This is a genomic window from Streptomyces sp. NRRL S-1022 (assembly GCF_000720135.1).
Taxonomy (GTDB): Bacteria; Actinomycetota; Actinomycetes; order Streptomycetales; family Streptomycetaceae; genus Streptomyces.
This window is the reverse complement of record NZ_JOIU01000014.1, coordinates 216216-235597: the sequence shown is the minus strand read 5'-3', so window position 1 is coordinate 235597 and position 19382 is coordinate 216216. Positions and strand designations below refer to the sequence as shown.

42 protein-coding genes are annotated in these 19382 nt (G+C 71.1%); 39 read left to right on the top strand and 3 right to left on the bottom strand.

The features are described 5' to 3' along the window. Positions 1-44: 44 nt before the first annotated feature. The 21 genes from IG05_RS0121495 to IG05_RS0121395 all read left to right on the top strand — a co-directional run bounded on the left by IG05_RS0121495 (position 45) and on the right by IG05_RS0121395 (position 8537). Complete coding sequence (locus IG05_RS0121495) at positions 45-395, top strand: hypothetical protein (RefSeq protein WP_030344891.1); 351 nt, start codon at positions 45-47, stop codon at positions 393-395. Then, the gene (locus IG05_RS0121490; RefSeq protein ID WP_158838986.1) at positions 392-1015 is read left to right on the top strand and encodes a hypothetical protein; all 624 of its coding nucleotides are present in this window, start codon (positions 392-394) and stop codon (positions 1013-1015) included. Before IG05_RS0121495 ends, IG05_RS0121490 begins: the two co-directional genes overlap by 4 nt. Next, positions 1015-1272 carry a hypothetical protein gene (locus IG05_RS0121485; protein WP_030344888.1) on the top strand — a complete coding sequence of 86 codons (258 nt, stop codon included), beginning with the start codon at positions 1015-1017 and terminating at the stop codon, positions 1270-1272. Before IG05_RS0121490 ends, IG05_RS0121485 begins: the two co-directional genes overlap by 1 nt. After that, a complete protein-coding gene (locus tag IG05_RS0121480; RefSeq protein ID WP_030344886.1) occupies positions 1269-1652 on the top strand; it encodes a hypothetical protein in 384 nt (127 codons plus the stop codon). The genes IG05_RS0121485 and IG05_RS0121480 overlap by 4 nt, the downstream gene beginning before the upstream one ends. Next, a complete protein-coding gene (locus IG05_RS0121475) occupies positions 1649-1840 on the top strand; it encodes a hypothetical protein (protein WP_030344884.1) in 192 nt (63 codons plus the stop codon). Before IG05_RS0121480 ends, IG05_RS0121475 begins: the two co-directional genes overlap by 4 nt. Beyond that, complete coding sequence (locus IG05_RS0121470; RefSeq protein ID WP_030344882.1) at positions 1837-2082, top strand: hypothetical protein; 246 nt, start codon at positions 1837-1839, stop codon at positions 2080-2082. Before IG05_RS0121475 ends, IG05_RS0121470 begins: the two co-directional genes overlap by 4 nt. Then, complete coding sequence (locus tag IG05_RS0121465; RefSeq protein ID WP_030344881.1) at positions 2079-2279, top strand: hypothetical protein; 201 nt, start codon at positions 2079-2081, stop codon at positions 2277-2279. Before IG05_RS0121470 ends, IG05_RS0121465 begins: the two co-directional genes overlap by 4 nt. Then, positions 2279-3202, top strand: coding sequence for a YqaJ viral recombinase family protein (locus tag IG05_RS0121460; RefSeq protein WP_030344880.1), 924 nt, complete (start codon positions 2279-2281; stop codon positions 3200-3202). The genes IG05_RS0121465 and IG05_RS0121460 overlap by 1 nt, the downstream gene beginning before the upstream one ends. Next, positions 3202-3552: a hypothetical protein gene (locus IG05_RS0121455; RefSeq protein WP_051790100.1), complete on the top strand. Its 351-nt coding sequence runs from the start codon at positions 3202-3204 to the stop codon at positions 3550-3552. Before IG05_RS0121460 ends, IG05_RS0121455 begins: the two co-directional genes overlap by 1 nt. 34 nt (positions 3553-3586) lie before the next feature. Continuing rightward, entirely contained in the window at positions 3587-3844 is a 258-nt protein-coding gene (locus IG05_RS0121450) for a hypothetical protein (protein WP_030344878.1), read from the top strand. After that, positions 3841-4083, top strand: coding sequence for a hypothetical protein (locus IG05_RS0121445; RefSeq protein ID WP_030344877.1), 243 nt, complete (start codon positions 3841-3843; stop codon positions 4081-4083). Before IG05_RS0121450 ends, IG05_RS0121445 begins: the two co-directional genes overlap by 4 nt. After that, positions 4080-4964, top strand: coding sequence for a recombinase RecT (locus IG05_RS0121440; protein ID WP_030344876.1), 885 nt, complete (start codon positions 4080-4082; stop codon positions 4962-4964). Before IG05_RS0121445 ends, IG05_RS0121440 begins: the two co-directional genes overlap by 4 nt. An 87-nt stretch (positions 4965-5051) precedes the next feature. After that, positions 5052-5450: a hypothetical protein gene (locus tag IG05_RS0121435; protein ID WP_030344874.1), complete on the top strand. Its 399-nt coding sequence runs from the start codon at positions 5052-5054 to the stop codon at positions 5448-5450. Then, a complete protein-coding gene (locus tag IG05_RS0121430) occupies positions 5447-5662 on the top strand; it encodes a hypothetical protein (RefSeq protein ID WP_030344872.1) in 216 nt (71 codons plus the stop codon). The genes IG05_RS0121435 and IG05_RS0121430 overlap by 4 nt, the downstream gene beginning before the upstream one ends. After that, positions 5662-5946: a hypothetical protein gene (locus tag IG05_RS0121425; RefSeq protein WP_030344870.1), complete on the top strand. Its 285-nt coding sequence runs from the start codon at positions 5662-5664 to the stop codon at positions 5944-5946. The genes IG05_RS0121430 and IG05_RS0121425 overlap by 1 nt, the downstream gene beginning before the upstream one ends. Beyond that, positions 5943-6149, top strand: coding sequence for a hypothetical protein (locus IG05_RS0121420; RefSeq protein WP_030344867.1), 207 nt, complete (start codon positions 5943-5945; stop codon positions 6147-6149). Before IG05_RS0121425 ends, IG05_RS0121420 begins: the two co-directional genes overlap by 4 nt. Continuing rightward, positions 6146-6754 carry a hypothetical protein gene (locus IG05_RS0121415; protein ID WP_037814336.1) on the top strand — a complete coding sequence of 203 codons (609 nt, stop codon included), beginning with the start codon at positions 6146-6148 and terminating at the stop codon, positions 6752-6754. Before IG05_RS0121420 ends, IG05_RS0121415 begins: the two co-directional genes overlap by 4 nt. Further along, on the top strand, positions 6754-7200 hold the full coding sequence (locus tag IG05_RS50640) for an HNH endonuclease signature motif containing protein (RefSeq protein ID WP_078894369.1): 447 nt from the start codon (positions 6754-6756) through the stop codon (positions 7198-7200). Before IG05_RS0121415 ends, IG05_RS50640 begins: the two co-directional genes overlap by 1 nt. Next, complete coding sequence (locus IG05_RS0121405) at positions 7200-7781, top strand: hypothetical protein (RefSeq protein ID WP_030344857.1); 582 nt, start codon at positions 7200-7202, stop codon at positions 7779-7781. Before IG05_RS50640 ends, IG05_RS0121405 begins: the two co-directional genes overlap by 1 nt. Continuing rightward, positions 7778-8017, top strand: coding sequence for a hypothetical protein (locus IG05_RS0121400; RefSeq protein WP_030344854.1), 240 nt, complete (start codon positions 7778-7780; stop codon positions 8015-8017). Before IG05_RS0121405 ends, IG05_RS0121400 begins: the two co-directional genes overlap by 4 nt. A 58-nt stretch (positions 8018-8075) precedes the next feature. Beyond that, a complete protein-coding gene (locus IG05_RS0121395) occupies positions 8076-8537 on the top strand; it encodes a hypothetical protein (protein WP_030344852.1) in 462 nt (153 codons plus the stop codon). A gap of 68 nt (positions 8538-8605) precedes the next feature. On the opposite strand, the gene IG05_RS0121390 is transcribed toward IG05_RS0121395, so the two are convergent. Next, the gene (locus IG05_RS0121390; RefSeq protein WP_158838984.1) at positions 8606-8818 is read right to left on the bottom strand and encodes a hypothetical protein; all 213 of its coding nucleotides are present in this window, start codon (positions 8816-8818) and stop codon (positions 8606-8608) included. Between the two features lie 206 nt (positions 8819-9024). Here IG05_RS0121390 and IG05_RS0121385 point away from each other — a divergent pair, with 206 nt between their 5' ends. The 17 genes from IG05_RS0121385 to IG05_RS0121305 all read left to right on the top strand — a co-directional run bounded on the left by IG05_RS0121385 (position 9025) and on the right by IG05_RS0121305 (position 17915). Further along, positions 9025-9399: a hypothetical protein gene (locus tag IG05_RS0121385; protein WP_051790098.1), complete on the top strand. Its 375-nt coding sequence runs from the start codon at positions 9025-9027 to the stop codon at positions 9397-9399. 3 nt (positions 9400-9402) lie between these two features. Next, positions 9403-10218, top strand: coding sequence for a DUF2303 family protein (locus tag IG05_RS0121380; protein WP_030344847.1), 816 nt, complete (start codon positions 9403-9405; stop codon positions 10216-10218). Then, complete coding sequence (locus tag IG05_RS0121375; protein WP_030344845.1) at positions 10218-10520, top strand: hypothetical protein; 303 nt, start codon at positions 10218-10220, stop codon at positions 10518-10520. The genes IG05_RS0121380 and IG05_RS0121375 overlap by 1 nt, the downstream gene beginning before the upstream one ends. A gap of 33 nt (positions 10521-10553) precedes the next feature. Then, the gene (locus tag IG05_RS43795; protein ID WP_158838983.1) at positions 10554-12341 is read left to right on the top strand and encodes an AAA family ATPase; all 1788 of its coding nucleotides are present in this window, start codon (positions 10554-10556) and stop codon (positions 12339-12341) included. A gap of 32 nt (positions 12342-12373) precedes the next feature. Further along, positions 12374-13609 (top strand): phage Gp37/Gp68 family protein, encoded by a 1236-nt coding sequence (locus tag IG05_RS0121365; protein ID WP_030344840.1) that lies wholly within the window; start codon positions 12374-12376, stop codon positions 13607-13609. Between the two features lie 84 nt (positions 13610-13693). After that, a complete protein-coding gene (locus IG05_RS0121360) occupies positions 13694-13924 on the top strand; it encodes a DUF6354 family protein (RefSeq protein ID WP_030344838.1) in 231 nt (76 codons plus the stop codon). An 11-nt stretch (positions 13925-13935) separates the two neighbouring features. Continuing rightward, positions 13936-14091 carry a hypothetical protein gene (locus IG05_RS47940; RefSeq protein ID WP_158838982.1) on the top strand — a complete coding sequence of 52 codons (156 nt, stop codon included), beginning with the start codon at positions 13936-13938 and terminating at the stop codon, positions 14089-14091. A 12-nt stretch (positions 14092-14103) separates the two neighbouring features. Next, positions 14104-14430, top strand: coding sequence for a hypothetical protein (locus tag IG05_RS0121350; protein ID WP_030344836.1), 327 nt, complete (start codon positions 14104-14106; stop codon positions 14428-14430). A gap of 32 nt (positions 14431-14462) precedes the next feature. Next, positions 14463-15419: a DNA cytosine methyltransferase gene (locus tag IG05_RS44140; protein WP_030344834.1), complete on the top strand. Its 957-nt coding sequence runs from the start codon at positions 14463-14465 to the stop codon at positions 15417-15419. Between the two features lie 80 nt (positions 15420-15499). Further along, positions 15500-15736 (top strand): hypothetical protein, encoded by a 237-nt coding sequence (locus tag IG05_RS0121340; RefSeq protein ID WP_030344832.1) that lies wholly within the window; start codon positions 15500-15502, stop codon positions 15734-15736. Next, positions 15733-15903, top strand: a complete 171-nt coding sequence (locus tag IG05_RS47935) for a hypothetical protein (RefSeq protein WP_158838981.1) — start codon at positions 15733-15735, stop codon at positions 15901-15903. Before IG05_RS0121340 ends, IG05_RS47935 begins: the two co-directional genes overlap by 4 nt. Before the next feature lie 46 nt (positions 15904-15949). Continuing rightward, positions 15950-16477 (top strand): hypothetical protein, encoded by a 528-nt coding sequence (locus IG05_RS0121330; RefSeq protein WP_158838980.1) that lies wholly within the window; start codon positions 15950-15952, stop codon positions 16475-16477. Beyond that, a complete protein-coding gene (locus IG05_RS47930; RefSeq protein WP_158838979.1) occupies positions 16474-16641 on the top strand; it encodes a hypothetical protein in 168 nt (55 codons plus the stop codon). Before IG05_RS0121330 ends, IG05_RS47930 begins: the two co-directional genes overlap by 4 nt. A 1-nt stretch (position 16642) precedes the next feature. Then, positions 16643-16933: a hypothetical protein gene (locus IG05_RS47015; protein ID WP_051790095.1), complete on the top strand. Its 291-nt coding sequence runs from the start codon at positions 16643-16645 to the stop codon at positions 16931-16933. A 154-nt stretch (positions 16934-17087) separates the two neighbouring features. Further along, complete coding sequence (locus tag IG05_RS0121315; RefSeq protein WP_030344826.1) at positions 17088-17279, top strand: hypothetical protein; 192 nt, start codon at positions 17088-17090, stop codon at positions 17277-17279. A gap of 55 nt (positions 17280-17334) precedes the next feature. Then, complete coding sequence (locus IG05_RS0121310; RefSeq protein ID WP_030344824.1) at positions 17335-17529, top strand: hypothetical protein; 195 nt, start codon at positions 17335-17337, stop codon at positions 17527-17529. Further along, complete coding sequence (locus IG05_RS0121305) at positions 17526-17915, top strand: hypothetical protein (protein ID WP_030344823.1); 390 nt, start codon at positions 17526-17528, stop codon at positions 17913-17915. Before IG05_RS0121310 ends, IG05_RS0121305 begins: the two co-directional genes overlap by 4 nt. Before the next feature lie 301 nt (positions 17916-18216). Here the strand turns inward: IG05_RS0121305 and IG05_RS0121300 are convergent, their stop codons facing one another. Next, positions 18217-18570: a hypothetical protein gene (locus IG05_RS0121300; protein WP_158838978.1), complete on the bottom strand. Its 354-nt coding sequence runs from the start codon at positions 18568-18570 to the stop codon at positions 18217-18219. Positions 18571-18822: 252 nt separating this feature from the next. Between IG05_RS0121300 and IG05_RS0121295 the strand changes: the two genes are divergently transcribed. After that, on the top strand, positions 18823-19080 hold the full coding sequence (locus IG05_RS0121295; RefSeq protein WP_030344818.1) for a hypothetical protein: 258 nt from the start codon (positions 18823-18825) through the stop codon (positions 19078-19080). 9 nt (positions 19081-19089) lie between these two features. Here the strand turns inward: IG05_RS0121295 and IG05_RS0121290 are convergent, their stop codons facing one another. Next, positions 19090-19296 carry a hypothetical protein gene (locus tag IG05_RS0121290; protein WP_030344816.1) on the bottom strand — a complete coding sequence of 69 codons (207 nt, stop codon included), beginning with the start codon at positions 19294-19296 and terminating at the stop codon, positions 19090-19092. Positions 19297-19382: the final 86 nt, after the last annotated feature.

Here is a 19382-nt window from a genome sequence, read left to right as displayed (position 1 = left end):
CCCCACGACTCGGCGACCCCATCAACCAGAGAAGAGAGGTCCCCGTGACCACACAGGTTACCTTCCGCCCCGGCGCCGCCGGCCTGATGGCCGCGCTGTCCGTCGCGGAGAAGCTCACGTCCATCTCGCCCGTCACACCCCGCGGTATCCAGATCACCGCCAACGGCTTCGACTACGTGCCGGGGACCTACGACAGGCCGATCGGTGTGGAGTTGTACTTCCACGAGTCGATCGAGAACGTGCAGAGCTTCGCCCAGACCGCTGAGATCTCTGTGGCGAATCGCCCGCACCCGGGGCCGTACAACCTCTTCACGTTCGCGGACGGGGTGCTGGACGGCGTTCCGTTCCGGGCGTGGACGCTCACCACCGAGGGCACCGTGGCGGCTGCGGCATGAAGCGCGAGGAGTTGCTGGCTGCGGCCCGACGCCACATGTGGACGGCGTGGGCGCTGTCGGCGGAGGAGATGGGATCGCAGGCCGCCGACACGCTGTACGGGCTGGGCATGCTGGTCTCGCCGGGCGAAGCCGCCGAGTTGGTGCGCTTGCGGAAGCAGGTCGAGGAGCTGGAGGCGCAGCGTGAACGGCGCCGCGTTCGGCTGATCGCCGCCGAGGCGGACCTTCTCGCGGTGCGGGGGCTGCTGGCCCCGGCCGACGGGCCGCGCCGGGTCCCGGCCGACATCGTGATTCACGAGCGGGTGGCGCCGGCGGTCGAGTGGCTGCTGGACCGTGTGGCCGAGCTGGAGGCGGAGCGGCACTCGACGAACGAGTCGCTGTCCGAGGCGGCCGAGACACTGCGCGTCCAGCGGGACCGGATCGCCGGTCTGGAGCGGCAGCTCGCCGGCCGGGACCGGCCGGTGGACGAGGACCCGATCGCTTACGCGCTGACCGCGAAGGCGGAAGCGTCGGGGGGTCGGCTGTCGAGGATGCTCGCGCCGGCCGGTGAGGGCGAGCACTACGCGTCGGTGCATCACGACTACCGGACCGGGCGGGACCTGCCGCAGACGGGCGGTGCGTGATGGCCGCAGCCGTCGCGGACTGGGCCGCGTTCCTGTCGCTCGGTGTCAGCGCGAGCGCCGCCGTGTCCCTGCCGGTCCTGCTGTGGGCCGACGCGGACTACCTGCTCATCAAGGACTGGCAGGCCGTGGGTGACCGCGTGCTCGTCGAGGCGGCGAACGCCCGTCACGCCGCGCAGGACGCCCGCCGCGCCGCCGCCGTGTCGGTCGCCGCGCTGCTCCTCCTTCTCTCCACTCCCACCGCCGAGGTGACCCGATGAACCGCATCCGCCTGTACTGGCACCGCATCCTCCGCAAGCCGGCCATCACCGAGCCGATGCGCATCTACACCCGCCGCATCCCCGACGGCCTCCTCCTGGACTTCGAGGACTACTTCACCTACGTCGTCACGACCATCGCGGACGACCCCAACCTCCTCGACCAGTTCATGGAGATGGTCGAGGACCGGGCCACCTCCCGCGAGCACGACGGCTGGAAGCCGGAGCAGTTGCTCGTCGAGAAGCTGGCCACGGCCGTCGGCTACGAGGTCCCGGTCCGGGGCAAGGCGCTGCGGCAGCTGGCCGACCGGCTGCACGCGGCGGCTCCGGCTCCTGTGGCGGCGGTCCCCGCGCAGCGCCGCCAGGGCGGGGCGGCGGCATGAGCGCGCGCCGTACCGCCCGCTGGGCCCTGCACTGGGCCGTCATCACCACGGCCGCCGTGCTGGCGTCCATGGCCGCCGCGGTCCCGTTCACCGGGCCGGCCGCCCAGGCCGTGGGTGTCCTCGCCGCCGCCGCGGTCTGCCTGATCGGGATCGCGTGCGCCCCGCACCCGGGAGGTGCACGCCGATGAGCACGCCTTCCAACCACGAGACCCGGCTCGCCGAACTCCTCGACCTCATCCGAGCCCACCCCGACCAGCTGTGGTCCGCCGGGCGCCTGCAGAAGCTGCGCCGTCGGACCGGCGGTCCGACGCAGCGCGGCACCGCCCGCCGGGACCTGGCCGAGCTGGCCCGGCGCGGCCACCTGACCGCGAACGGCCCGGCCGACGGCCGGTTCTACACGCTCAACACCAGGAAGGACGGCCGCTCATGACGTCCGACACGCAACGCGTTCTCGGCCAGATCGAGCGCGGTGAGATCCGCTGCGGTCGTGACGCGGCCCGTGCCATCGCCGCCCGCCACCAGGAGGCGTACGGCAACGCAGTCTGGGGCCCGGCTCCGAGCGCCGACGGGACGCGGGCCGACGCCGTCGCCAGCCTCCCCACCACCTCGAAGGGCGGTCCCGCCTGATGACGGCGACCGCGCGGGCTGGGGCTCAGGCCCCGGCCGCCGGCCCGGTCGTCCTCGGCTGGTTCGAGCCTGGCAGCCCCGAGTGGCACGCCGCCCGCGCGCAGGGGATCGGCGGCAGCGAGATCGCCGCCGTCCTCGGGCTCTCCCCTCACGAGTCCCGGTTCTCCCTGTGGCACAGGAAGAAGGGACTGATCGGCCCGGTCGAGGAGTCCCCGCAGATGCGGTGGGGGAAGAAGCACGAGCCCACCATCTGCTCCGAGTTCACTGAGCTCCACCCCGAGTGGATCGTCCACGACTCCGCCACTTACGCGGTGACCGGGCGGACCTGGCAGATCGGCAACCCGGACCGGCTGCTGTACAAGCCCGGCACCGCCGAACCCGCCGCGCTGCTGGAGGCGAAGACCGCCTACGACGACGAAGGCTGGGGCGAGGAAGGCACCGACCAGATCCCCGTCTGGTACCGGGCCCAATGCCTCTGGTACCTCGACGTCCTCCGCCTGACCACCTGCTACGTCGCAGTGCTGATCGGGCTCTCGGACTACCGCGAGTACGTCGTCACCTACGACGAGGCGGAAGCGACGCTGCTGCGGAATGCCGGCGCCCAGTTCATGGACGACCTCGCGCACGGTGTCCGCCCAGACATCGACGGCCACTCCGCCACCTACCAGGCGATCCGTGAGATCCCCGAGGGCCTGGACCCGGTCGACGTCGAGATCCCCACCCTGCTGCGCGACCGCTTCCACGCCGCGCAGGACGCGGCCTGGTCGGCGGAGGACGAGCTGACCACCTGCAAGGGCCTGCTGCTGGACGCCATCGGCACCGGCCAGCGCGCCGTCTGCGAGCGCCAGCGGATCGCCACCCGCACCGTCCGCGACGGCGCCACCTACTCCCTCATGCCTGCACGCACCCGAAGGAACCGCTGATGGGACGCATCGTCCACGACGCCATCGTCGTCACCACCTCCGACATCCGCCCAGGCGGCCTGCCAGACATCGACGCCTTCCGCGCGTCGCTGCCCGAGAGCCTGCGACCGCTCGTCGTCGGGCCGATCCCCGCGCCGCTCAACGGCTACGTGTCCTACGCCTTCCTGCCCGACGGCAGCAAGGAGGGCTGGGGCGCCTCCGACGAAGGCGACACCTACCGCGACCAGTTCGCCGCCCTCTTCAACCACCGCTACGACGACGGCTCAACGCACGACGAGGTCGTTGCTCTCCGGTTCGGCGGAGACCACCGCGACGAGAACCCCGCGCCCGACGCCGACTACACCCACTGAGGAACGCCCGATGACCGAGCATCCCCTACGCCCTATGACGACCCGCGAGTGGGAGTCCGCGATCGACGCCGCCGACCTGCTGGTCGGCCCGTCCTTCGCGTTCCAGGCGGTCACCGGCGAGTTCGACGCCGCGGTCCACGTCGCCACCGGCGACAAGCTGACCGACGCCGCCCGTGAGGAGCTCATCGAGGAGCTCCGCAAGGCCATCAGCGAAACCGTCAACCGCGTCCTCGGCACCCGGTTCGTCCGAGCCACCTACCGCACCGTCCTCGACGAGGAGAACGCCCGATGACCGAGGCAGAACAGCTCCTCATCGCCGCCGCCGACCTGACGAGACGAGCCGATGGCTGCGCGAAAGCGAAGCGCGAAGTACCGCTCTCTCCCGAACTCGTCGCCACCGTCGCCTACTTCCTCGAAACGTGCGGCCGCCTCGTCGCCCGAGCAGGCGGCATCCGCGCGACCGGCCCGAACGAGGGCCTCATCGAACACGCCCACGACATCGCCCGCGTCCACCTCGGAGAGAACCGATGACCGAGAACACCGTCTCCAACGCCGTCGCCGTCCGCGACACCGGGCCCGGCGCCATGGTCGAGCAGTACCGTGAGGAATACGCCGCCCTCGTCCCCTCCCACGTCAACGCCGACCAGTGGATTCGCCTCGCTGTCGGCGCCATCCGCGGCAACCCGATGCTGGAGCAGGCCGCGAAGACCGACGTCGGCGTCTTCCTGCGGGAGCTGAAGACCGCCGCCCGCCTCGGCCTGGAGCCCGGCACCGAGCAGTTCTACCTGACCCCGCGGAAGTCCAAGGCCCACGGCTACAAGTTCATCATCCAAGGGATCGTCGGCTACCAAGGCATCGTCGAACTCATCTACCGGGCTGGCGCCGTGTCGTCGGTCGTGGTGGAGACGGTCCGCGCGAACGACACCTTCCGGTACGTCATCGGCCGCGACGAGCGCCCGGTCCACGACGTCGACTGGTTCGGCGGCGACCGCGGCGACCTGGTCGGCGTGTACGCCTACGCGGTCATGAAGGACGGCGCCACCTCGAAGGTGGTCATCCTCAACCGGCAGCAAGTCATGGATGCCAAGGCCAAGTCAGACAGCGCGTCCGGCAAGGGCGCCGACTACTCGCCGTGGAACACCAATGAGGAAGCGATGTGGCTGAAGACGGCCGCCCGCCGCCTCGCCAAGTGGGTGCCGACCAGCGCCGAGTACATGCGCGAGCAGCTCCGCGCCCAAGCCGAGGTCGCGAAGGAACTCCCGTCCGGGTTCGCGCCGACGCTGCCGCAGCCGCACGCGGACATCCCCGCTGACGGTACGGACGGCTTGGACGACGAGGGTCCGATCGAGGGCGAGTTCGTCGACGACGAGCCGGACCAGACCTGGCCGACCGTCGCCCAGCCCCCCGCGTAGCCCGCTCCTATACGGCCGCCCCGCGCCCGAATCGCGGGGCGGCCGGCGCCCAGCACACCACACGAAGCCCCGAACGGAGAGCCACCGATGAAGTTGCCGTTCGTCTCCCGCACGGAACACGAGGCCGTCCTCGCCGACCGAGAACGCATTCGCAGCGAGCGCGACCAGTTCGCGAAGGACCGCGACACCCAGCGGGCCGTCGCCCGCAAAGCCACCGACCAGTACGCCGCCCTGAACGAGCGGTACACGGACACCGCGATCGTCAACGAGTGCCTCACCCACGACCTCACCGTGGCCCGCGAGCAGCTCGCCGCTCATGAGAAGGGCTCACGCAAGGACTGGCGATCGCTCTACGAGGCCGAGAGGAAGCGTGCCGACGGCCTGCAGCGCCGCCTCGACGACGCCGTCGGCCTCAAGCCCCAAGCCATCCAGGACAGCAGCCGCTGGCAGCCCGGCTACAAGGCCCCGAAGGAGGACCCAGCATGACGACCCGCGAGACCATCCTCCGACTCCCCGCCCTGCTGCGGATCTGCGCGCAGATCGTCGCCCCGACCGGCCAGCACCGCGCTCGCCCGCACGGCGCGATCACCCCCCAGGAGTTCGTGACCTGCGTCGCGTGCGGCGGCGTCGAGACCGCGGCCACCCGCCACGGCACCATCGTCCGCTGCGCCGAGGGCCACCAGCAGGGCGGTGCCTGATGTCCAAGGACTTCACCGCCAGCCAGCTCGGGCCCGTCGACATCCCCAGCGCGGAGCAGCGCAAGGCCCAGCTGTACGTCGCCGCCGAGGCCACGGACAAGGCCGACTGCACCCGGCTCCTGGCCATGCTCGGGCTCCTCCCGTCCAGCCACCCGGACGCGCACCCGCCGGCGGAGCACGGGCTGCTCGGCTACCGGCGCGGTTGCCGCTGTAAGCGGTGCCGGGCGGCCAATGCCGGCCGCCGCGCGCGGCAGCGCACCAGCCGGAAGGGGGCCGTCGCGTGAGCCCCGCCGTCATCGTCGCCGCGTTGGCCGGCGTGGTCTGTCTGGTCGTTGTGGTCCGCCGGGTGCGGCGGGCCTGGGTGGCCGCGTCGGCGAAGGTCGACGCCGCGCTGGCCCAGCTGCCGCCGGTGCCCGTACACGACGCAGGCCTGGAGCGGTTGTTGCAGGCCGTTCGTGACAACCAGCAGGAAGGAGAGCAGGCGTGAGCACGCTGTTTGACGTCACCTCCGAGGCGCCGGCCGCCCCCGCGGCGGCCGAGCCCCGGCCCTCATACCGCGTCGCCGGACTCGACATCAGCCTCACCGGCACCGGCATCTCCACCCTCGGCGGCACCACTCGCGTCCCCACCACCGGACGCCGCCGCGACACCATCCTCCAGCGTCGCACCCGCATGCGACACATCCTCGACACCGTCCTCACCGAAGTCGGCACCGTCGACCTCGCCTGCGTCGAAGGACCCTCCCACCACAGTGTGGGCGGATCCGTCTGGGACCGAGGTGGCCTGTGGTGGCTCATCATCGACGGCCTCTGCGCCCGCGGCATCCCCGTCGCCGTCATCCCGCCGATGTCCCGCGCCAAGTACGCCACTGGCAACGGCGGTAGCCGCAAGGCCGCCGTGCTCGCGGCGGCGCAGCACCGGTACGGAGCAATCCTCCCGACCGACGACGAGGCGGACGCGCTGATCCTGCGTGCCATGGGGCTGGACTGGCTCGGCGTGCCGTTGGCCGAGGTACCGGATGGTCACCGGGCGGCGCTGGCCGGCTGCCAGTGGCCCGAGCGTGAGCAGATCTCTCAGTGGGGAGGTCGCTAATGGCACGGCAGCGCATCCCCATCTTTCAACGCCTCACCCAGAAGACGCGCCGCGAGGGTGCCTGCCTGGTCTGGACTGGCAAGGTCTGCGGATCAGGCTACGGACAGATCTACGACACGATTCGCAGGCGGCCAGCGCTTGTCCACCGTGTCTCCTACGAGGCTCAGGTGGGCCCGATACCCGTTGGGCTGCAGCTCGATCATCTCTGCGGAAACCGTCTCTGTGTCGAACCGGCCCACCTGGAACCGGTCACGGCGGCTGAGAACTCCGCACGGGCACGGTCGCGAGCCAGTGGAGTCGATGCCCGCACTCACTGCCCGAACGGCCACGAGTACACGCCGCAGAACACCTACACCGGATCCGGCTACCGCCGTTGCAGGGCGTGTAACAACGCCGCTCAGCGCAGGCGCAAGAACCGCCAGAAGGCAACGGAGGTGGCTGCCTGATGGCCAACCACGCCAACGCCAGCCGCGAGCAGATCATCGCCGCCCTCCGCGCCGGCCGCCCGGTCAACCAGATAGCCGCCGACCTCCACGTCGACCGAGCCCGCGTCCGCGGCATCCGCAACGACCTCGGCTTGCCCGCACACGTCCGAGCGATCGCGACCGCCACGATCGAAGACCGCTGGCGCGAGTACACCAAGCCACTCCCCGGCGGGCACGTGGAGTGGACCGGCGAACGCAGCCCCACCAGCAGCAGGCCGCTGCTCTCCCACGGCTACCGACACCACTCCGCCGCCGCGATCGCCTTCCGGATCCGCACCGGCCGCGACCCGGTCGGACAGGTCCGCGCCGACTGCGGCATGCAGCACTGCGTCGCGCCCGAGCACGTCGAGGACGCGCCGGGCCGGCGCCGCAACCGGGAGCAGCTGCGCTATCTGCAGGGCGGCCGTGCGCTGCGAGAGCGGTGCCAGAACGACCACGACCAGGCCGAGCACGGCCGGGTCGCGGCGGACGGACGGGCCTACTGCCAGGCATGCAAGCGGACCCGGGACGCCCGGTCGCAAGCAAGGCGGGATGCCGCGTGACGGCCCGCGTTGTGGTCGGCGGCCTGTTCGTGGACTGCGGCGACGGCTTCGAGAACAAGAACGGCGACCGCGTCGGCCAGATCACCTACCGGCGTGCCCCGCGCGCCCGCTACGAGTGCCTGCGCTGCCAGACGGTCGAGGGCCCGGTGTCCGGGGCGGCCGCGGTGAAGCGGTTCGCAGCCACCATCCGCACCACCCACACCTGCCCGGGCGCTCAGCAACCGCTGGCCGCATGAACGGGCGCCCCGCCGAGGCCAATTCGGCGGGGCCACCACCACCAAGGAGAACACCACGATGGGCTACTCCACCACCTTCGAGGGCCACGTCACCATCGCCACGCCCCTCAACCCGCACGAGATCGCGTTCCTCCGCGGCTTCGCCGACAGCCGCCGCCACCGGCGGCCCGAGGGCCCGTACTCCGCGCGCGACTACGCCTACAACGAGGTCGAGCGCGGCGACTACAACCTCCCGCCCCAGGGCCAGCCCGGCCTGTGGTGTGACTGGGAGCCGACCGAAGACGGCACCGCCATTCGCTGGAACGGCAGCGAGAAGTTCTACGAGGCCACCGCATGGATGCAGTACCTGATCGACCACTTCCTGAGGCCGGGCGCTGCGGCCAAGGGATTGCCCGGGTTCGAGGAATTCACCTTCGACCACGTCGCCAACGGGGTGATCCACGCCCAGGGCGACGAGCCCGGTGACATCTGGGAACTGACCGTCACCGACAACCAGGCGTCCGGCGAGAGCTCCCGCTGACCACCACGGACGACGAAGCCCCGCACCAGCACGGTGCGGGGCTCGGAGAGAGGGGAGGGGATATGCGATCAGAGGATGTCGCCGTCAGCGGGTTCATCGCTGAGGTGCTTGAGCCGGCGCTCCAGGGCCTGCCTCTTGCGCCAGGCGGCTACGCGCGAGTGGACGTGACGACGGATGTCATCGGCGCGGGAAGTCCCCTCCGCCTCGCACAGCTCCCCGTACGCCCCCCACACCTCGTCGTCGATGCGGACCATGCGGCCCGGGGTTCCCTTCGTCGTCATGTCGACAGAGTAGCTGACTGTGCAGGAGACATACACCCCTCGCAACCTGCGTGTATGCCGTACGTATTGCGGGTGACTATACACCCCGGGGTAGAATCACAAGCAGCAGAGACGCCCAACTTCCGGCCGCGACCTGCAAGTTCCTCGCCATGCCCAGTCCGGGCCACCGCCATCCGCGCCATTTACCAGAAAGGTACCCCCAACACATGACCATCCAGCACCACGAAACCGCCAAGGACCACGACGGCGAGTTCGCCGTCTTCCTCATCCAGCACAGCCGCGGCGAAGCCCACGAGCAGATCAGCGACGAGTTCCACCAGCTGCTCGCCGCCGTCCAGGAGCACGGCCGCAAGGGCTCCTTGACCATCAAGGTCTCCGTCGAACCCCCCAAGGGCCACGTCGACGGCGCCCCCCTCCTCGTCGGCATCGACTCCGAGGTCAAGGCCCCCAAGGCGATCGCCCCGCCGTCCATGTACTTCGTCGACGACGACGGCCGGCCCACCCGCAACGACCCCCGCCAGATGCAGGCGTTCGACGTGCGCGACATCAACACCACCACCGGCGAGATCAAGGACATCTGACCCGTGACCAACACCACCGACAACGTGCAGGCGATCACCGGCCTCGCCCAGCAGGCCCTCGCCCCCAAGCCGGTCGAACCCGGCAGCATCTACCTCGTCGCCACCGCCGACGGCCAGGTCCAGACCGTCGACCTCACCGGCTCCCGCTACACCGGCCGTATCGACCGCAAGACCGGCACCACCACTGTCCGCGACGCCACCAGCTTCCTCACCTACTGGGCCAAGCACCACGACGACGCCAGCGAGGTCTACTCCGACGTCGAGCAGCTCACCGTCACCGCCGTCCTCAACGCCCACTCCACCAACGAGCCCGACTTCGGCGACCACCGCCTCGTCCTCGGCCTGCGCCGCACCAAGGCCTGGCAGCAGTGGCTCACCCTCGACGGACGCCTCGTCGGCCAGGACGAGTTCGCGAACTTCCTGGAGGACCACCTGCCCGAGCTGGTCACCCCGGACGCCGCGACCATGCTGGAGATCGCCCAGTCCATCAAGGCCACCACCAAGGCCGAGTTCCAGTCCGGGACCCGCCTGCAGTCCGGTGAGCGGAAGTTCGTCTTCACCGAGGACACCAAGGCCACCGCGGGTGCGAAGGGCGACCTGACGATCCCCGAGGTCTTCGAGATCGCCGTCCCGCCGTTCGAGGGCGCCGCCGCGTACAAGATCCGCTGCCGGTTCCGGTACCGCATCGACCGCGGCCAGCTCGCCCTCGGCTTCAAGCTGGAGCAGCCGGAGGAGCGCGCGAAGGCCGCGTTCGCCGACGTACTCAAGCAGATCGCCGAGGGCATCGACACGCAGGTCCTGAACGGGATCCCGGCCTGATGGCCGGCCGCAGGCGGGACGGCACCGACCGCTGTCCCTCCTGCGGCCGACCGCTGCTCGTCCAGTGGGTCGGTCACACCGCGGCCCTCCAAGCCCGGGTCGACCTCCTCCCACCGGACGAGCAGCGCCCCTACGGGCCGGCCGCCGAGGCGAGCACACCCGACGACCTCGTGTGGTGCCTGCCCCGCCCCCGCCACGGCCCGCTCCGGCTGCACTGGACCACCGGCCGGCACCCGCCGGACTGCCCGCACCAGCACCTCCTCACGCACCGCTGCACCACCGCACCCAGCACGCTCTTCTAACCGGAGGACCGCCCAGTGGACAACGTCCGCCACATGACCCGCGACACGGCGGACCAGGACGGCCTCAACCGGACCAGCCCCCATGATGCTGAGGCCGAGAACTACGTCGGCGGCGTCATCATGCACGACCGCACCGCCTACCTGGAGTGCGCACAAGTCCTCGACCGCGACGACATCTACCAGCCGGCCATCCGGCTCATCTGGGACGTCGTCGGCGGCATGGTCGCCGAGAACAAGCAGCTCCACCCGGTCACCGTCCGCGCCGAGATCGAGAAACTCAAACGGCTCCGCGAGGTCGAGAACGGGCGCCTCCTCGAACGCCTCGGCGCACAGACCATCCCTGGCAGCATGGCGCAGGCCTTCGCCGAGCGGATCGCCGAGATCGCCGTCGTCCGCCGCCACGACGAGCAGGCCAACGCGACCAAGGCGGCCATCGCCGCCGGCGCCACTGCGGAGGAACTGGCCAAGCTCGCTGACGACTTCCGCCAGCGTGAGGAGCGCCGCACCGTCCTCGGGCACGGCCCGTCGCACCTGACCGGCGCCTTCCTGGAGTGGGATCCGTTCTTCGCCACCGACTTCGGCCAGGTCGAACTCCTGCCCGGGAAGCTCATGGGCCCCGGGCAGCAGATCACCGTCGTCGGCGACGGCAAGGCCGGCAAGTCCCTGTTCGTGCAGGAGTGGCTGTGGCGGATGGCCACCGGCCAGTCCTTCCTCGGAGACCGCCCGCAGGCCCCGATCAGCGTGCTGTACGTCGACGCCGAGAACGGCCACCAGGACATCCAGGAACGGTTCATCTCCTACGGCGCCGGCCCGGGCCGCATGGGCCTGCTCACCTACGCCAGCTTCCCCCCGATCCGCCCTCTGGACACCGCGGGCGGCGGCGCCGACCTCCTCGCGATGGTCGCCGAGGTGGAGGCTCAAGTCGTCTGCCTCGACACCGTCTCCCGGTTCATCAGCGGGCCCGAGAACGACGCGGACACCTGGCTCGCCCTGTACCGGCACACCCTCCTGCCCCTCAAGCGAGCCGGGATCGCCTCGATCCGCCTGGACCACATGGGCAAGGACGGCGAGCGCGGTGCCCGCGGCTCCTCGGCGAAGACCCAGGACGTCGACCACGTGTGGGAGTTGCGCGCCCAGGGCGGCGGCACCCTCGTCCTCAAGCGCACCCACACCCGCACCGGTATCGGCCCGGACAGCTTCACCGTCATGCGGTACGCGCGCACGGACGGCAACCGGTACCTGCCCGGGCAGACCCGGCACGTCCTCGCGGAGTACGACGACGTAGCGCCGGCGGAGGGCTCGGTGGAGTGGCTGATCCAGCAGCTCGACCGTCTCGGGCTGCCGGACGATGCGGGCAATCCGCGGACCCGGGCGGCGCTCGCGGACGCGGGGATCTCGGTGCGGAAGGAGCGGATCGAGGCCGCTGTCCGCGCGCGGAAAAACCGGACAAACCAGGTTCCCCCGAATGTTCCCCCGACCATCCCCGGAACAGGTTCCCCGGGGGAATCCCCCGATGATCAAGGGGGAATCGCAAAACCCCAGGTCAAACATTCCCGGGGAACCCCCGGGGAACCCCCGGGGAACCCAGGTTCCCCCACCCCTTCCCCCCCTAAGAGGGGGGAAGGGGGGAAGGGCCCGGGGAAGGCCACCCCCGCAACACAGGTCGAAGACACCCCCCTGTGCACCATCTGCGACCACCCCATCAACCCCGACTGGGCAGCCCGCGGATACGACACCCACATCGGCTGCGACCCCGCCACCGGCAGCCACCCCGACAGGCCCACACACCCCACGAATGACGCACCCCACGACGCCGCCTGACCACCACCCAACCCGCACAACGGAGGAACCCCATGACCGCCATCGAATGGACCGACGAAGTCTGGAACCCCACCACCGGCTGCAACCGCATCAGCCCCGGATGCGACAACTGCTACGCCCTCACCATGGCCAAGCGCCTCAAGGGCATGGGACAGGCCAAGTACCAGACCGACGGCGACCCCCGCACCTCCGGACCCGGCTTCGGGATCGCCACACACGTCGACGCCCTGACCCAGCCGCTGCGCTGGAAGAAGCCCCGCAAGATCTTCGTCAACAGCATGAGCGACCTGTTCCACGCCCGCGTCCCCCGCGAGTTCCTCGCCCAGGTGTTCGCCGTCATGGCCGCCACGCCCCAGCACACCTACCAGATCTTGACCAAGCGCCCCGACCGCGCAGCCCGAATCCTGGGCGAACGCTGCACGCACGGCCACCCAGACGGCGAGCACTTCCGCGCCGCCATGGAGTGGGCCGCCACCTCCCACAGCGAGACCTACGTCCCCGGCCTGGAACACGGCATCTACCACCGCGCCGGCTGGCCGCTCCCGAACGTGTGGATCGGCACCAGCGTCGAGAACCAGAAGTACGCCGACCTCCGCATCCCCGCCCTCCTCGACACCCCGGCTGCCGTCCGCTTCCTGTCCTGCGAACCGCTCCTCGGCCCCATCGACCTCGACGGCCCGATCGTCCCCGGGCGTGGCCGGCCGAAGCTCACGTACTGGCTGACCGGGCGCCCCTACTGGGACGAATCGAAAGCCACGACCACCAACACCGGCCTCACCATGACCCCGTTGTCGACCGGCCCGCGGATCGACTGGGTCATCGTCGGCGGCGAGTCCGGCCCGAAGGCGCGAGCAGTGCACCCGGACTGGGTGCGCACCATCCGAGACCAATGCCAGCAGGCCGAAGTGCCGTTCTTCTTCAAACAGTGGGGCGAATGGGGCCCCGCCCCCTTCCAAGTCCGGATCTGCGACCCCAACACCGGCTGGCAAGGCACCGACGAACAACTCGCCACCGCCAAGGCCGACAGCGAAGCCCGCGGCGCCACCCACGTCCACACCGGCAACTGGATCGACGAAGACGGCGAGCGCCGCTACTGGATCCACGAGATCGGCCACAAGCCCTGGTCCCTCGAACGAGTCGGCCTCCCCAACGGCACCGCCACCATCCGCCGCTGGGGCAAAAAGCACGCCGGCCGCGAGCTCGACGGCCGCACCTGGGACGAGTTCCCCCGCAGCAGCGAGCACCCCACGAACCACCAGATCACCTGACCGCCGCACCACATACCCGTCACACCCCCACCCGCCACCCGCCAGGCCGCCACACGCCCGCCTACACACCCGGAAAGGCCCACCATGACCACCCCGCCGACCCCGACTCCCGCTGTCGGCCAGATCTGGCAGGACAACGACCCCCGCGGCTACGGCCGGCGCGTGCGGATCGTCGGCATCGACGACACCCACGCCACCGTCGAACTCGTCGTCCCCCGCGGTGCCGGCCACAACGGCACCAAGCCCGGCCGCCGTACCCGGATCCGTCTCGACCGCTTCAAGCCCACCAGCACCGGCTACCGCCACATCGCCTGAGGAGCCCCGCCATGACCGACCGCCGTTACGCCGTCGACCTGACCGTCGACATCTGTGACCTCGCCACCGAGGAGGAGGCCGACGAGATCCGCTACCTCATCGAGGCCGCCATCGGCCACTACAAGCCGACCATCACCGCCACCACCCGCGAGTACGACACCGCCTGAAGGAGCCCCACCGTGACCGACCCGGCCACCCAGCAGCTCGCCGAGACCCGCACCGCGATCCGCACCGCCGTCGACCTGTACCTCGACGGCGCCGATGGCATCGACCGCGAGCTCCTCGCCGAGCACCTGTACGAGTGCCTCTCCGACGAGATGGACCGGCTGTACCGCATCGAAGCCGGTCAGGCCACGCTCGTCGCCGAAATCCACCGCCTCCGCGCCCAGCTGGCCGCCGTCCGCAGCGAGACGCTCCGCGAGGCCGCCGCCCACACCTCCGAGTGCTGCGCCATCCGCCTCCGCCGCCTCGCCGAGGACGCCGCCCGGCCTGCCCCGGCCGCGTGAGCAGCCACCCACCACCACACCGGAGACAGCACGTGACCCACCCCGCGATCAGCCTCTGCACCGGCGTCGGTGAACTCGACCACGCCGTCCACAAGCTGGCCGGCACCCAGACCGTCGTGTACGCCGAGGCCGACCCACACGCCTCCACCGTCCTCGCCCACCGCATGCCAGGCATCCCGAACCTCGGCGACATCACCACGATCGACTGGCGACAGGTCCAGGACGCACACCGGCCGCGCACGCTGATCGCCGGCTGGCCCTGCCAGGGGATCAGCAACAACGGCCACCGCCTCGGTCTCGACGACCCCCGCTCCGGCCTGTGGCGGAACGTGGCCGCCGCCGTCCGCGAACTCGAACCCGACGAGGTGTACCTGGAAAACGTCGCCGCACTGCGCCGCCGCGGCCTCGACGTCGTCTCCGACCACCTCAACCGGCTCGGCTACGACCTGTACTGGACGATCACCCGCGCCGGCGACGTGGGCGCCGCCCACACCCGACCCCGCTTCCTCGGCTACGCCATCCCCGGCCACGGGGTCACCGTCGAAGTCCCCGCCCCGCCCGCCCTGTACTCGCCGGCCCGCCTGCTCCCCACCCCGAAAGCCTCCGACGGACCCAACGGCGGCCCCAACCAGCGCGACGGCAAGGGCGGCTGGTACCTGCCGGCGATCGCCTGGCGCCTCGACGAGGACTGGCGCGCCCCGGAACTCGGACCCGAACACGACTACGCGGAGGCCATCCACCGGTGGGGGAGGATCGTCGGCCGGCCCGCCCCCGCCCCGGCGTCCCTCACTGCGCGCGGCGACAGGCGGATCTCCCCCGACTTCACCGACTGGCTGATGGGATACCCCGCCGGCCTCACCGACCGGCCCGGTATCCCGCGCTCGCAGCGGATCAAGCTCGGCGGGAACGGTGTCGTCGCGCTTCAGGGCGTCACCGCGTACACGGTGCTGCGGGCCGCCGCGCGCACCAGGCTCCCGCTCGCCGCGTGACCCGCACGAAGGCCGGCCCGCGTGCACCAATCACGCGGGCCGGCCGGACCCAGTCCATCACGACCACCCGGAGGAACACCATGACCGAGCAGCCCGCCACCTCGCCCGCACGGTGGGACAACAGCCCGGCCGCGCGCGCCGCCCGCAACGTCCCGCAGAACCCGAACCCGCTGTGCCGGGACTTCCAGCCGCAGCCGGAGCCCGCCGAGTTCTGGTGCGCGAACTGCCGCTGGAACCGGCCGATGCACGACGACGAGGTGGAGCGCGCGGCGATCGCCGAGGCCCTCGACCGGCTGCCCGCTGGGGGGTCGCGGTGAGCGCCGACACCACACAGAGCAGCCGCCGCTGCGAGCAGTGCGGCCGGTCCGGAACCCGCGGCTTCCGGACCCTCGCCAACAAGGAGCACGGCATCCGGATCACCGTCTGCGCCAACAAGACCGCCTGCCGGAAGCGCCGGCCCAAGGCCGCCCGAGACGACGCCTGACCTTCCCGCCCGTGGGGGCCACCCGGCCCCCTGAACGGAGACCACCGTGACCGAACAGACCACCCCGACCCGGCACACGTGCCGCGGCCAGAAGACCGCTCCCGGCCCGGACTGGGAGTGCCCGCGCTGCTCACCCGCTGCTGGTATGGCGCCCGCCGCCGACCAGCGGGCCGCAATCCTCGGGCAGGCAGCCGACGCGCTGGACGCGGACATGGAACGGTTCTTCGCGCAATGGCCGGACGAACCCCGCAACTCGCCCTACGCGCTCGGCCGCAAGGATGCCGCCGACGAGCTGCGCCGTATGGCCGCCGGGGCGCAGCAGCAGACCGCCCCTGTGGCGCCGACGGACGCGCTCGCCGACCTGTACCGCGCGCTGGCCGACGAAGCAGCCGAGTGGGGCGGCGTGATCACCGAGCAGGAGCTGCGCCGCAAGGCCCGCCTGGTGGGCGAGGACCAGCGGAAGCCCAAGCGACCGCCGATGGACCCGGTGCACATCCTCGGCATCGACGCCGACCCGCCCGCTCCTGTGGCGCCCCAGCCCGCGGCCGACAGCGAGGAGGAGACGCAGTCGTGAGCAGCAGCGGAGGATTCACCGGGATCAGCCTCGCCGGCCGCTGGGAGTGCGGCAACTGCGGCGCCAGCGGAGACGGCTGGTACGACGTGGACGACGGACTCGTCCTGCACGACGAGAACGGGCAGCGCTTCGACCCCGACGAGCACGCCTGCGGGGAGGGCTGACATGGCCTGGCTGTACGCCCTCGCCACCCTGGCCGTTGGCTACCTCCTCGGCCGGGCCCGGCTCGGCCACCGCCTCTCCGACTGGGCGAACTGGCAGAAGTACGGCAAGCCCACCGGCTGGCGCTACGCCGTGATGTTCACCGTGCTGTCCGCCGAGAACCTGGGCTGGCTGGTCGCCCACCCGGTGCAGGGCTGGCACGCCTGGCAGCACCGCAACGACCCGCCACCGCCCCGTAGCCCGGCGCCGCAGTACGACCCGGACTGGGCCGCCAAGCGCCGCGCCCGCCCCTGACCCACTTGCCCCGGCTGTCGTGTGGGCGGCCGGGGCCCGGGACGGGGCTACGCGGTCCCCAGGAGCGCCGAACAGGCGCCCGCGCGGGTCTCGCAACGCCAGACCCACCCGCAGAGCCTCACAGAGGCCGTACAGCTGATCCGAGGAGAAGCCCGTGAACGACACCGAGCCCACAACCAGCGTTGGCCCACACCCGTGGGAGCCCCAGGGATGGCGCTACTGGATCTGCCGCCACTGCTACGGACCCCGCGCCCTCCACCCGCGCCGTGACTGGGTCCGCGCCCGACCGCTCGGCGACAACCGCTACATCAGCGTCGACGCCCCGCACTTCACCGAGGGCTGGTAGCCCGCCCACGACAGCCCCTCCAGCGCCCGCACAGGCGCCCGACGAACGGAACAGCATGACCCAGCGCGTTGACTTCCTCACCGTGCCCCTTGCCAACGGGGGCAGCTACACCCGCCTCGACCGTCTCACGGACGGTCGGATCATGTGCTGCCTCTGCTTCGAGTACTGCACCCGCGATCAACTCAACCCCGTCGACGGCGGCGTTGAAGACGTCTGCAAGACCTGCGCCAGCAAGGAGCCGCAGCAGTGACCGACCGCAAGACCGCATCCACGATCAACGACGCCGAACTCGACCAGCTGTACCGCGACCTCGACGCCCTCCGCGCCGAATGCCGCGCCTGGGCCGAAGCAGAATCCGCCGACATCGCCGCCGGCAGCTACGCCGGACGCGTCGAAGAACTCCAGGGCGCGATCGCCCGCGTTCGAGCCCTGCACGTCAACAGCTACGGCCTCTGCGACGAATGCACCGGCAGCCACGGCGTGCCCTGGCCCTGCCCCACCATCCAAGCCCTCGACCAGCCCACGCCGGCAGCGACCCAACCGACCGGCCGCCTGTACTACTGCCCGACCACCGCCACCGTCGAGGACCACACCCGACACTGCTGCGACCAGCCCGACCTCCACCTGCCGAAGTGATCTGGGGCCCTGATGCGCTGCGCGTCGTCTGGCTGTTCCACCGGCCCTACTGGTGGGACCGACTCCCGGACGGACGGCTCAGCTTGAAGCCCGCCCGCTGGAACCCTGAGCGCCCGGCTTGACGGCCGTGGCATCCTGGGATGCGCAAGCTGATCCCGGCCCCTGCCGGGGGTAGGCCTGCTCCGCCCGGTGTGGGTGGCCTCAGGGAGGTCATGTCCGCGCGGCACCGGGCCTCGCGCCGGAGTGGCTACCCAGCGCACCGCCTTCCGCCCCGCCTCCACCGAGACGGGGCGGTCGTGCGTCACCACTCAACCGGCCGCCACCCCGCGAGCTCACGCCCCGCCTCCGTCAACACCAGCCGGCGGCCCACACGCCCCGGCTCCCACCGCAGCCCAGGCCGGCTCCCCTCGTACTCCGGCAGCGGCTCCTCGGCGCCGAGCGTGATCCAGCCCGCCGTCACCCATGCCGCCACCGTCTGATCGCGGACGGCAGTCTTCAGCCGGTGGCGCGGCCCGCCGTAAGGCGTCTCGATGATGAGGCCGATCAGGTGCCCGCTCGGGCTAGCCACCGTCCAGTCAGGGAAGCACTCGCCCGCGACGATGCTGCGGCGCAGGGCGAGAAGCGCGGTACAGGCTCGGTCGGTCGTCGTCTCCATGACCTGCATACTCGCGGAGCCCCGCGACGCCGTGTGCACTCCGAGTGCACGCGAGCGGAGACGCCCGCCACAACAGCGGCCCGCCGGCCGGGATCCAGCCAGCGGGCCATGGTGGTGCACCCCCAAGGTGCGCCCCTTCGCGGGACCATGAAGCTACGCCCGCCGTGGCCGGAACGGTAGCTGTATGCACCCTTGAACTACACGGCACACGGGCGCAGCATGATCCCTCACCCAAGGGGAGGGAAACCAGCCATGACCGAAAACAGCGAACAGCCCGCCGTCACCAACTTCGAACAGTGGAAAGCCGACCACCACCCCGACCGCGAGCGGTGGCCCATGCCCCAGCCGTTCAACGAATGGCTCTCAGCGACCAAGCCCGGTCCGAAAGGGCCGTGCCCCGAGTGCGGCTGCTACGGCCTCCGCCGCGGCGCCAACCCGGCCCACCCGGACGACGAAAAGGTCGTCTGCACGAACAGCCGCTGCGAGGCCTGCCCCTGGTACCACGGCTGAGCCTGCCGGTCAGTGCTCCCACACGAGTGGCCCACCATCCCGCCATTCGATCCAGTCCGCGCGCACCACGTCCGTATCGTCCACGCCTTCCAGGCCGGCCCGGCGTAGGAACTCGACCACGTCGCCGAGGTCGAACGCTCTGCCCGCGATCTCGCCGTCGATCCGGACGCGCCGGCCGCCCTGCTCATCGGGCGGGTACACGATCACCACAGGCATACGGCCAGCCTCCCGCACCACGCTGGCAGCGGCGCGCCGGGTACGGCCGACCGGGGCGGCTTGACACCGGTGTGATCCTGGGAGTG

Excerpts from the sequence above, each read along its gene's own strand:
- IG05_RS0121490 (WP_158838986.1), top strand. The coding sequence starts at position 392 with ATGAAGCGCGAGGAGTTGCTGGCTGCGGCCCGACGCCACATGTGGACG.
- IG05_RS0121485 (WP_030344888.1), top strand. The coding sequence starts at position 1,015 with ATGGCCGCAGCCGTCGCGGACTGGGCCGCGTTCCTGTCGCTCGGTGTC.
- IG05_RS0121480 (WP_030344886.1), top strand. The coding sequence starts at position 1,269 with ATGAACCGCATCCGCCTGTACTGGCACCGCATCCTCCGCAAGCCGGCC.
- IG05_RS0121475 (WP_030344884.1), top strand. The coding sequence starts at position 1,649 with ATGAGCGCGCGCCGTACCGCCCGCTGGGCCCTGCACTGGGCCGTCATC.
- IG05_RS0121470 (WP_030344882.1), top strand. The coding sequence starts at position 1,837 with ATGAGCACGCCTTCCAACCACGAGACCCGGCTCGCCGAACTCCTCGAC.
- IG05_RS0121465 (WP_030344881.1), top strand. The coding sequence starts at position 2,079 with ATGACGTCCGACACGCAACGCGTTCTCGGCCAGATCGAGCGCGGTGAG.
- IG05_RS0121460 (WP_030344880.1), top strand. The coding sequence starts at position 2,279 with ATGACGGCGACCGCGCGGGCTGGGGCTCAGGCCCCGGCCGCCGGCCCG.
- IG05_RS0121455 (WP_051790100.1), top strand. The coding sequence starts at position 3,202 with ATGGGACGCATCGTCCACGACGCCATCGTCGTCACCACCTCCGACATC.
- IG05_RS0121450 (WP_030344878.1), top strand. The coding sequence starts at position 3,587 with ATGACGACCCGCGAGTGGGAGTCCGCGATCGACGCCGCCGACCTGCTG.
- IG05_RS0121445 (WP_030344877.1), top strand. The coding sequence starts at position 3,841 with ATGACCGAGGCAGAACAGCTCCTCATCGCCGCCGCCGACCTGACGAGA.
- IG05_RS0121440 (WP_030344876.1), top strand. The coding sequence starts at position 4,080 with ATGACCGAGAACACCGTCTCCAACGCCGTCGCCGTCCGCGACACCGGG.
- IG05_RS0121435 (WP_030344874.1), top strand. The coding sequence starts at position 5,052 with ATGAAGTTGCCGTTCGTCTCCCGCACGGAACACGAGGCCGTCCTCGCC.
- IG05_RS0121430 (WP_030344872.1), top strand. The coding sequence starts at position 5,447 with ATGACGACCCGCGAGACCATCCTCCGACTCCCCGCCCTGCTGCGGATC.
- IG05_RS0121425 (WP_030344870.1), top strand. The coding sequence starts at position 5,662 with ATGTCCAAGGACTTCACCGCCAGCCAGCTCGGGCCCGTCGACATCCCC.
- IG05_RS50640 (WP_078894369.1), top strand. The coding sequence starts at position 6,754 with ATGGCACGGCAGCGCATCCCCATCTTTCAACGCCTCACCCAGAAGACG.
- IG05_RS0121405 (WP_030344857.1), top strand. The coding sequence starts at position 7,200 with ATGGCCAACCACGCCAACGCCAGCCGCGAGCAGATCATCGCCGCCCTC.
- IG05_RS0121395 (WP_030344852.1), top strand. The coding sequence starts at position 8,076 with ATGGGCTACTCCACCACCTTCGAGGGCCACGTCACCATCGCCACGCCC.
- IG05_RS0121390 (WP_158838984.1), bottom strand. The coding sequence starts at position 8,818 with ATGACGACGAAGGGAACCCCGGGCCGCATGGTCCGCATCGACGACGAG.
- IG05_RS0121385 (WP_051790098.1), top strand. The coding sequence starts at position 9,025 with ATGACCATCCAGCACCACGAAACCGCCAAGGACCACGACGGCGAGTTC.
- IG05_RS0121375 (WP_030344845.1), top strand. The coding sequence starts at position 10,218 with ATGGCCGGCCGCAGGCGGGACGGCACCGACCGCTGTCCCTCCTGCGGC.
- IG05_RS43795 (WP_158838983.1), top strand. The coding sequence starts at position 10,554 with ATGACCCGCGACACGGCGGACCAGGACGGCCTCAACCGGACCAGCCCC.
- IG05_RS0121365 (WP_030344840.1), top strand. The coding sequence starts at position 12,374 with ATGACCGCCATCGAATGGACCGACGAAGTCTGGAACCCCACCACCGGC.
- IG05_RS0121360 (WP_030344838.1), top strand. The coding sequence starts at position 13,694 with ATGACCACCCCGCCGACCCCGACTCCCGCTGTCGGCCAGATCTGGCAG.
- IG05_RS47940 (WP_158838982.1), top strand. The coding sequence starts at position 13,936 with ATGACCGACCGCCGTTACGCCGTCGACCTGACCGTCGACATCTGTGAC.
- IG05_RS0121340 (WP_030344832.1), top strand. The coding sequence starts at position 15,500 with ATGACCGAGCAGCCCGCCACCTCGCCCGCACGGTGGGACAACAGCCCG.
- IG05_RS47015 (WP_051790095.1), top strand. The coding sequence starts at position 16,643 with ATGGCCTGGCTGTACGCCCTCGCCACCCTGGCCGTTGGCTACCTCCTC.
- IG05_RS0121310 (WP_030344824.1), top strand. The coding sequence starts at position 17,335 with ATGACCCAGCGCGTTGACTTCCTCACCGTGCCCCTTGCCAACGGGGGC.
- IG05_RS0121300 (WP_158838978.1), bottom strand. The coding sequence starts at position 18,570 with ATGGAGACGACGACCGACCGAGCCTGTACCGCGCTTCTCGCCCTGCGC.
- IG05_RS0121295 (WP_030344818.1), top strand. The coding sequence starts at position 18,823 with ATGACCGAAAACAGCGAACAGCCCGCCGTCACCAACTTCGAACAGTGG.
- IG05_RS0121290 (WP_030344816.1), bottom strand. The coding sequence starts at position 19,296 with ATGCCTGTGGTGATCGTGTACCCGCCCGATGAGCAGGGCGGCCGGCGC.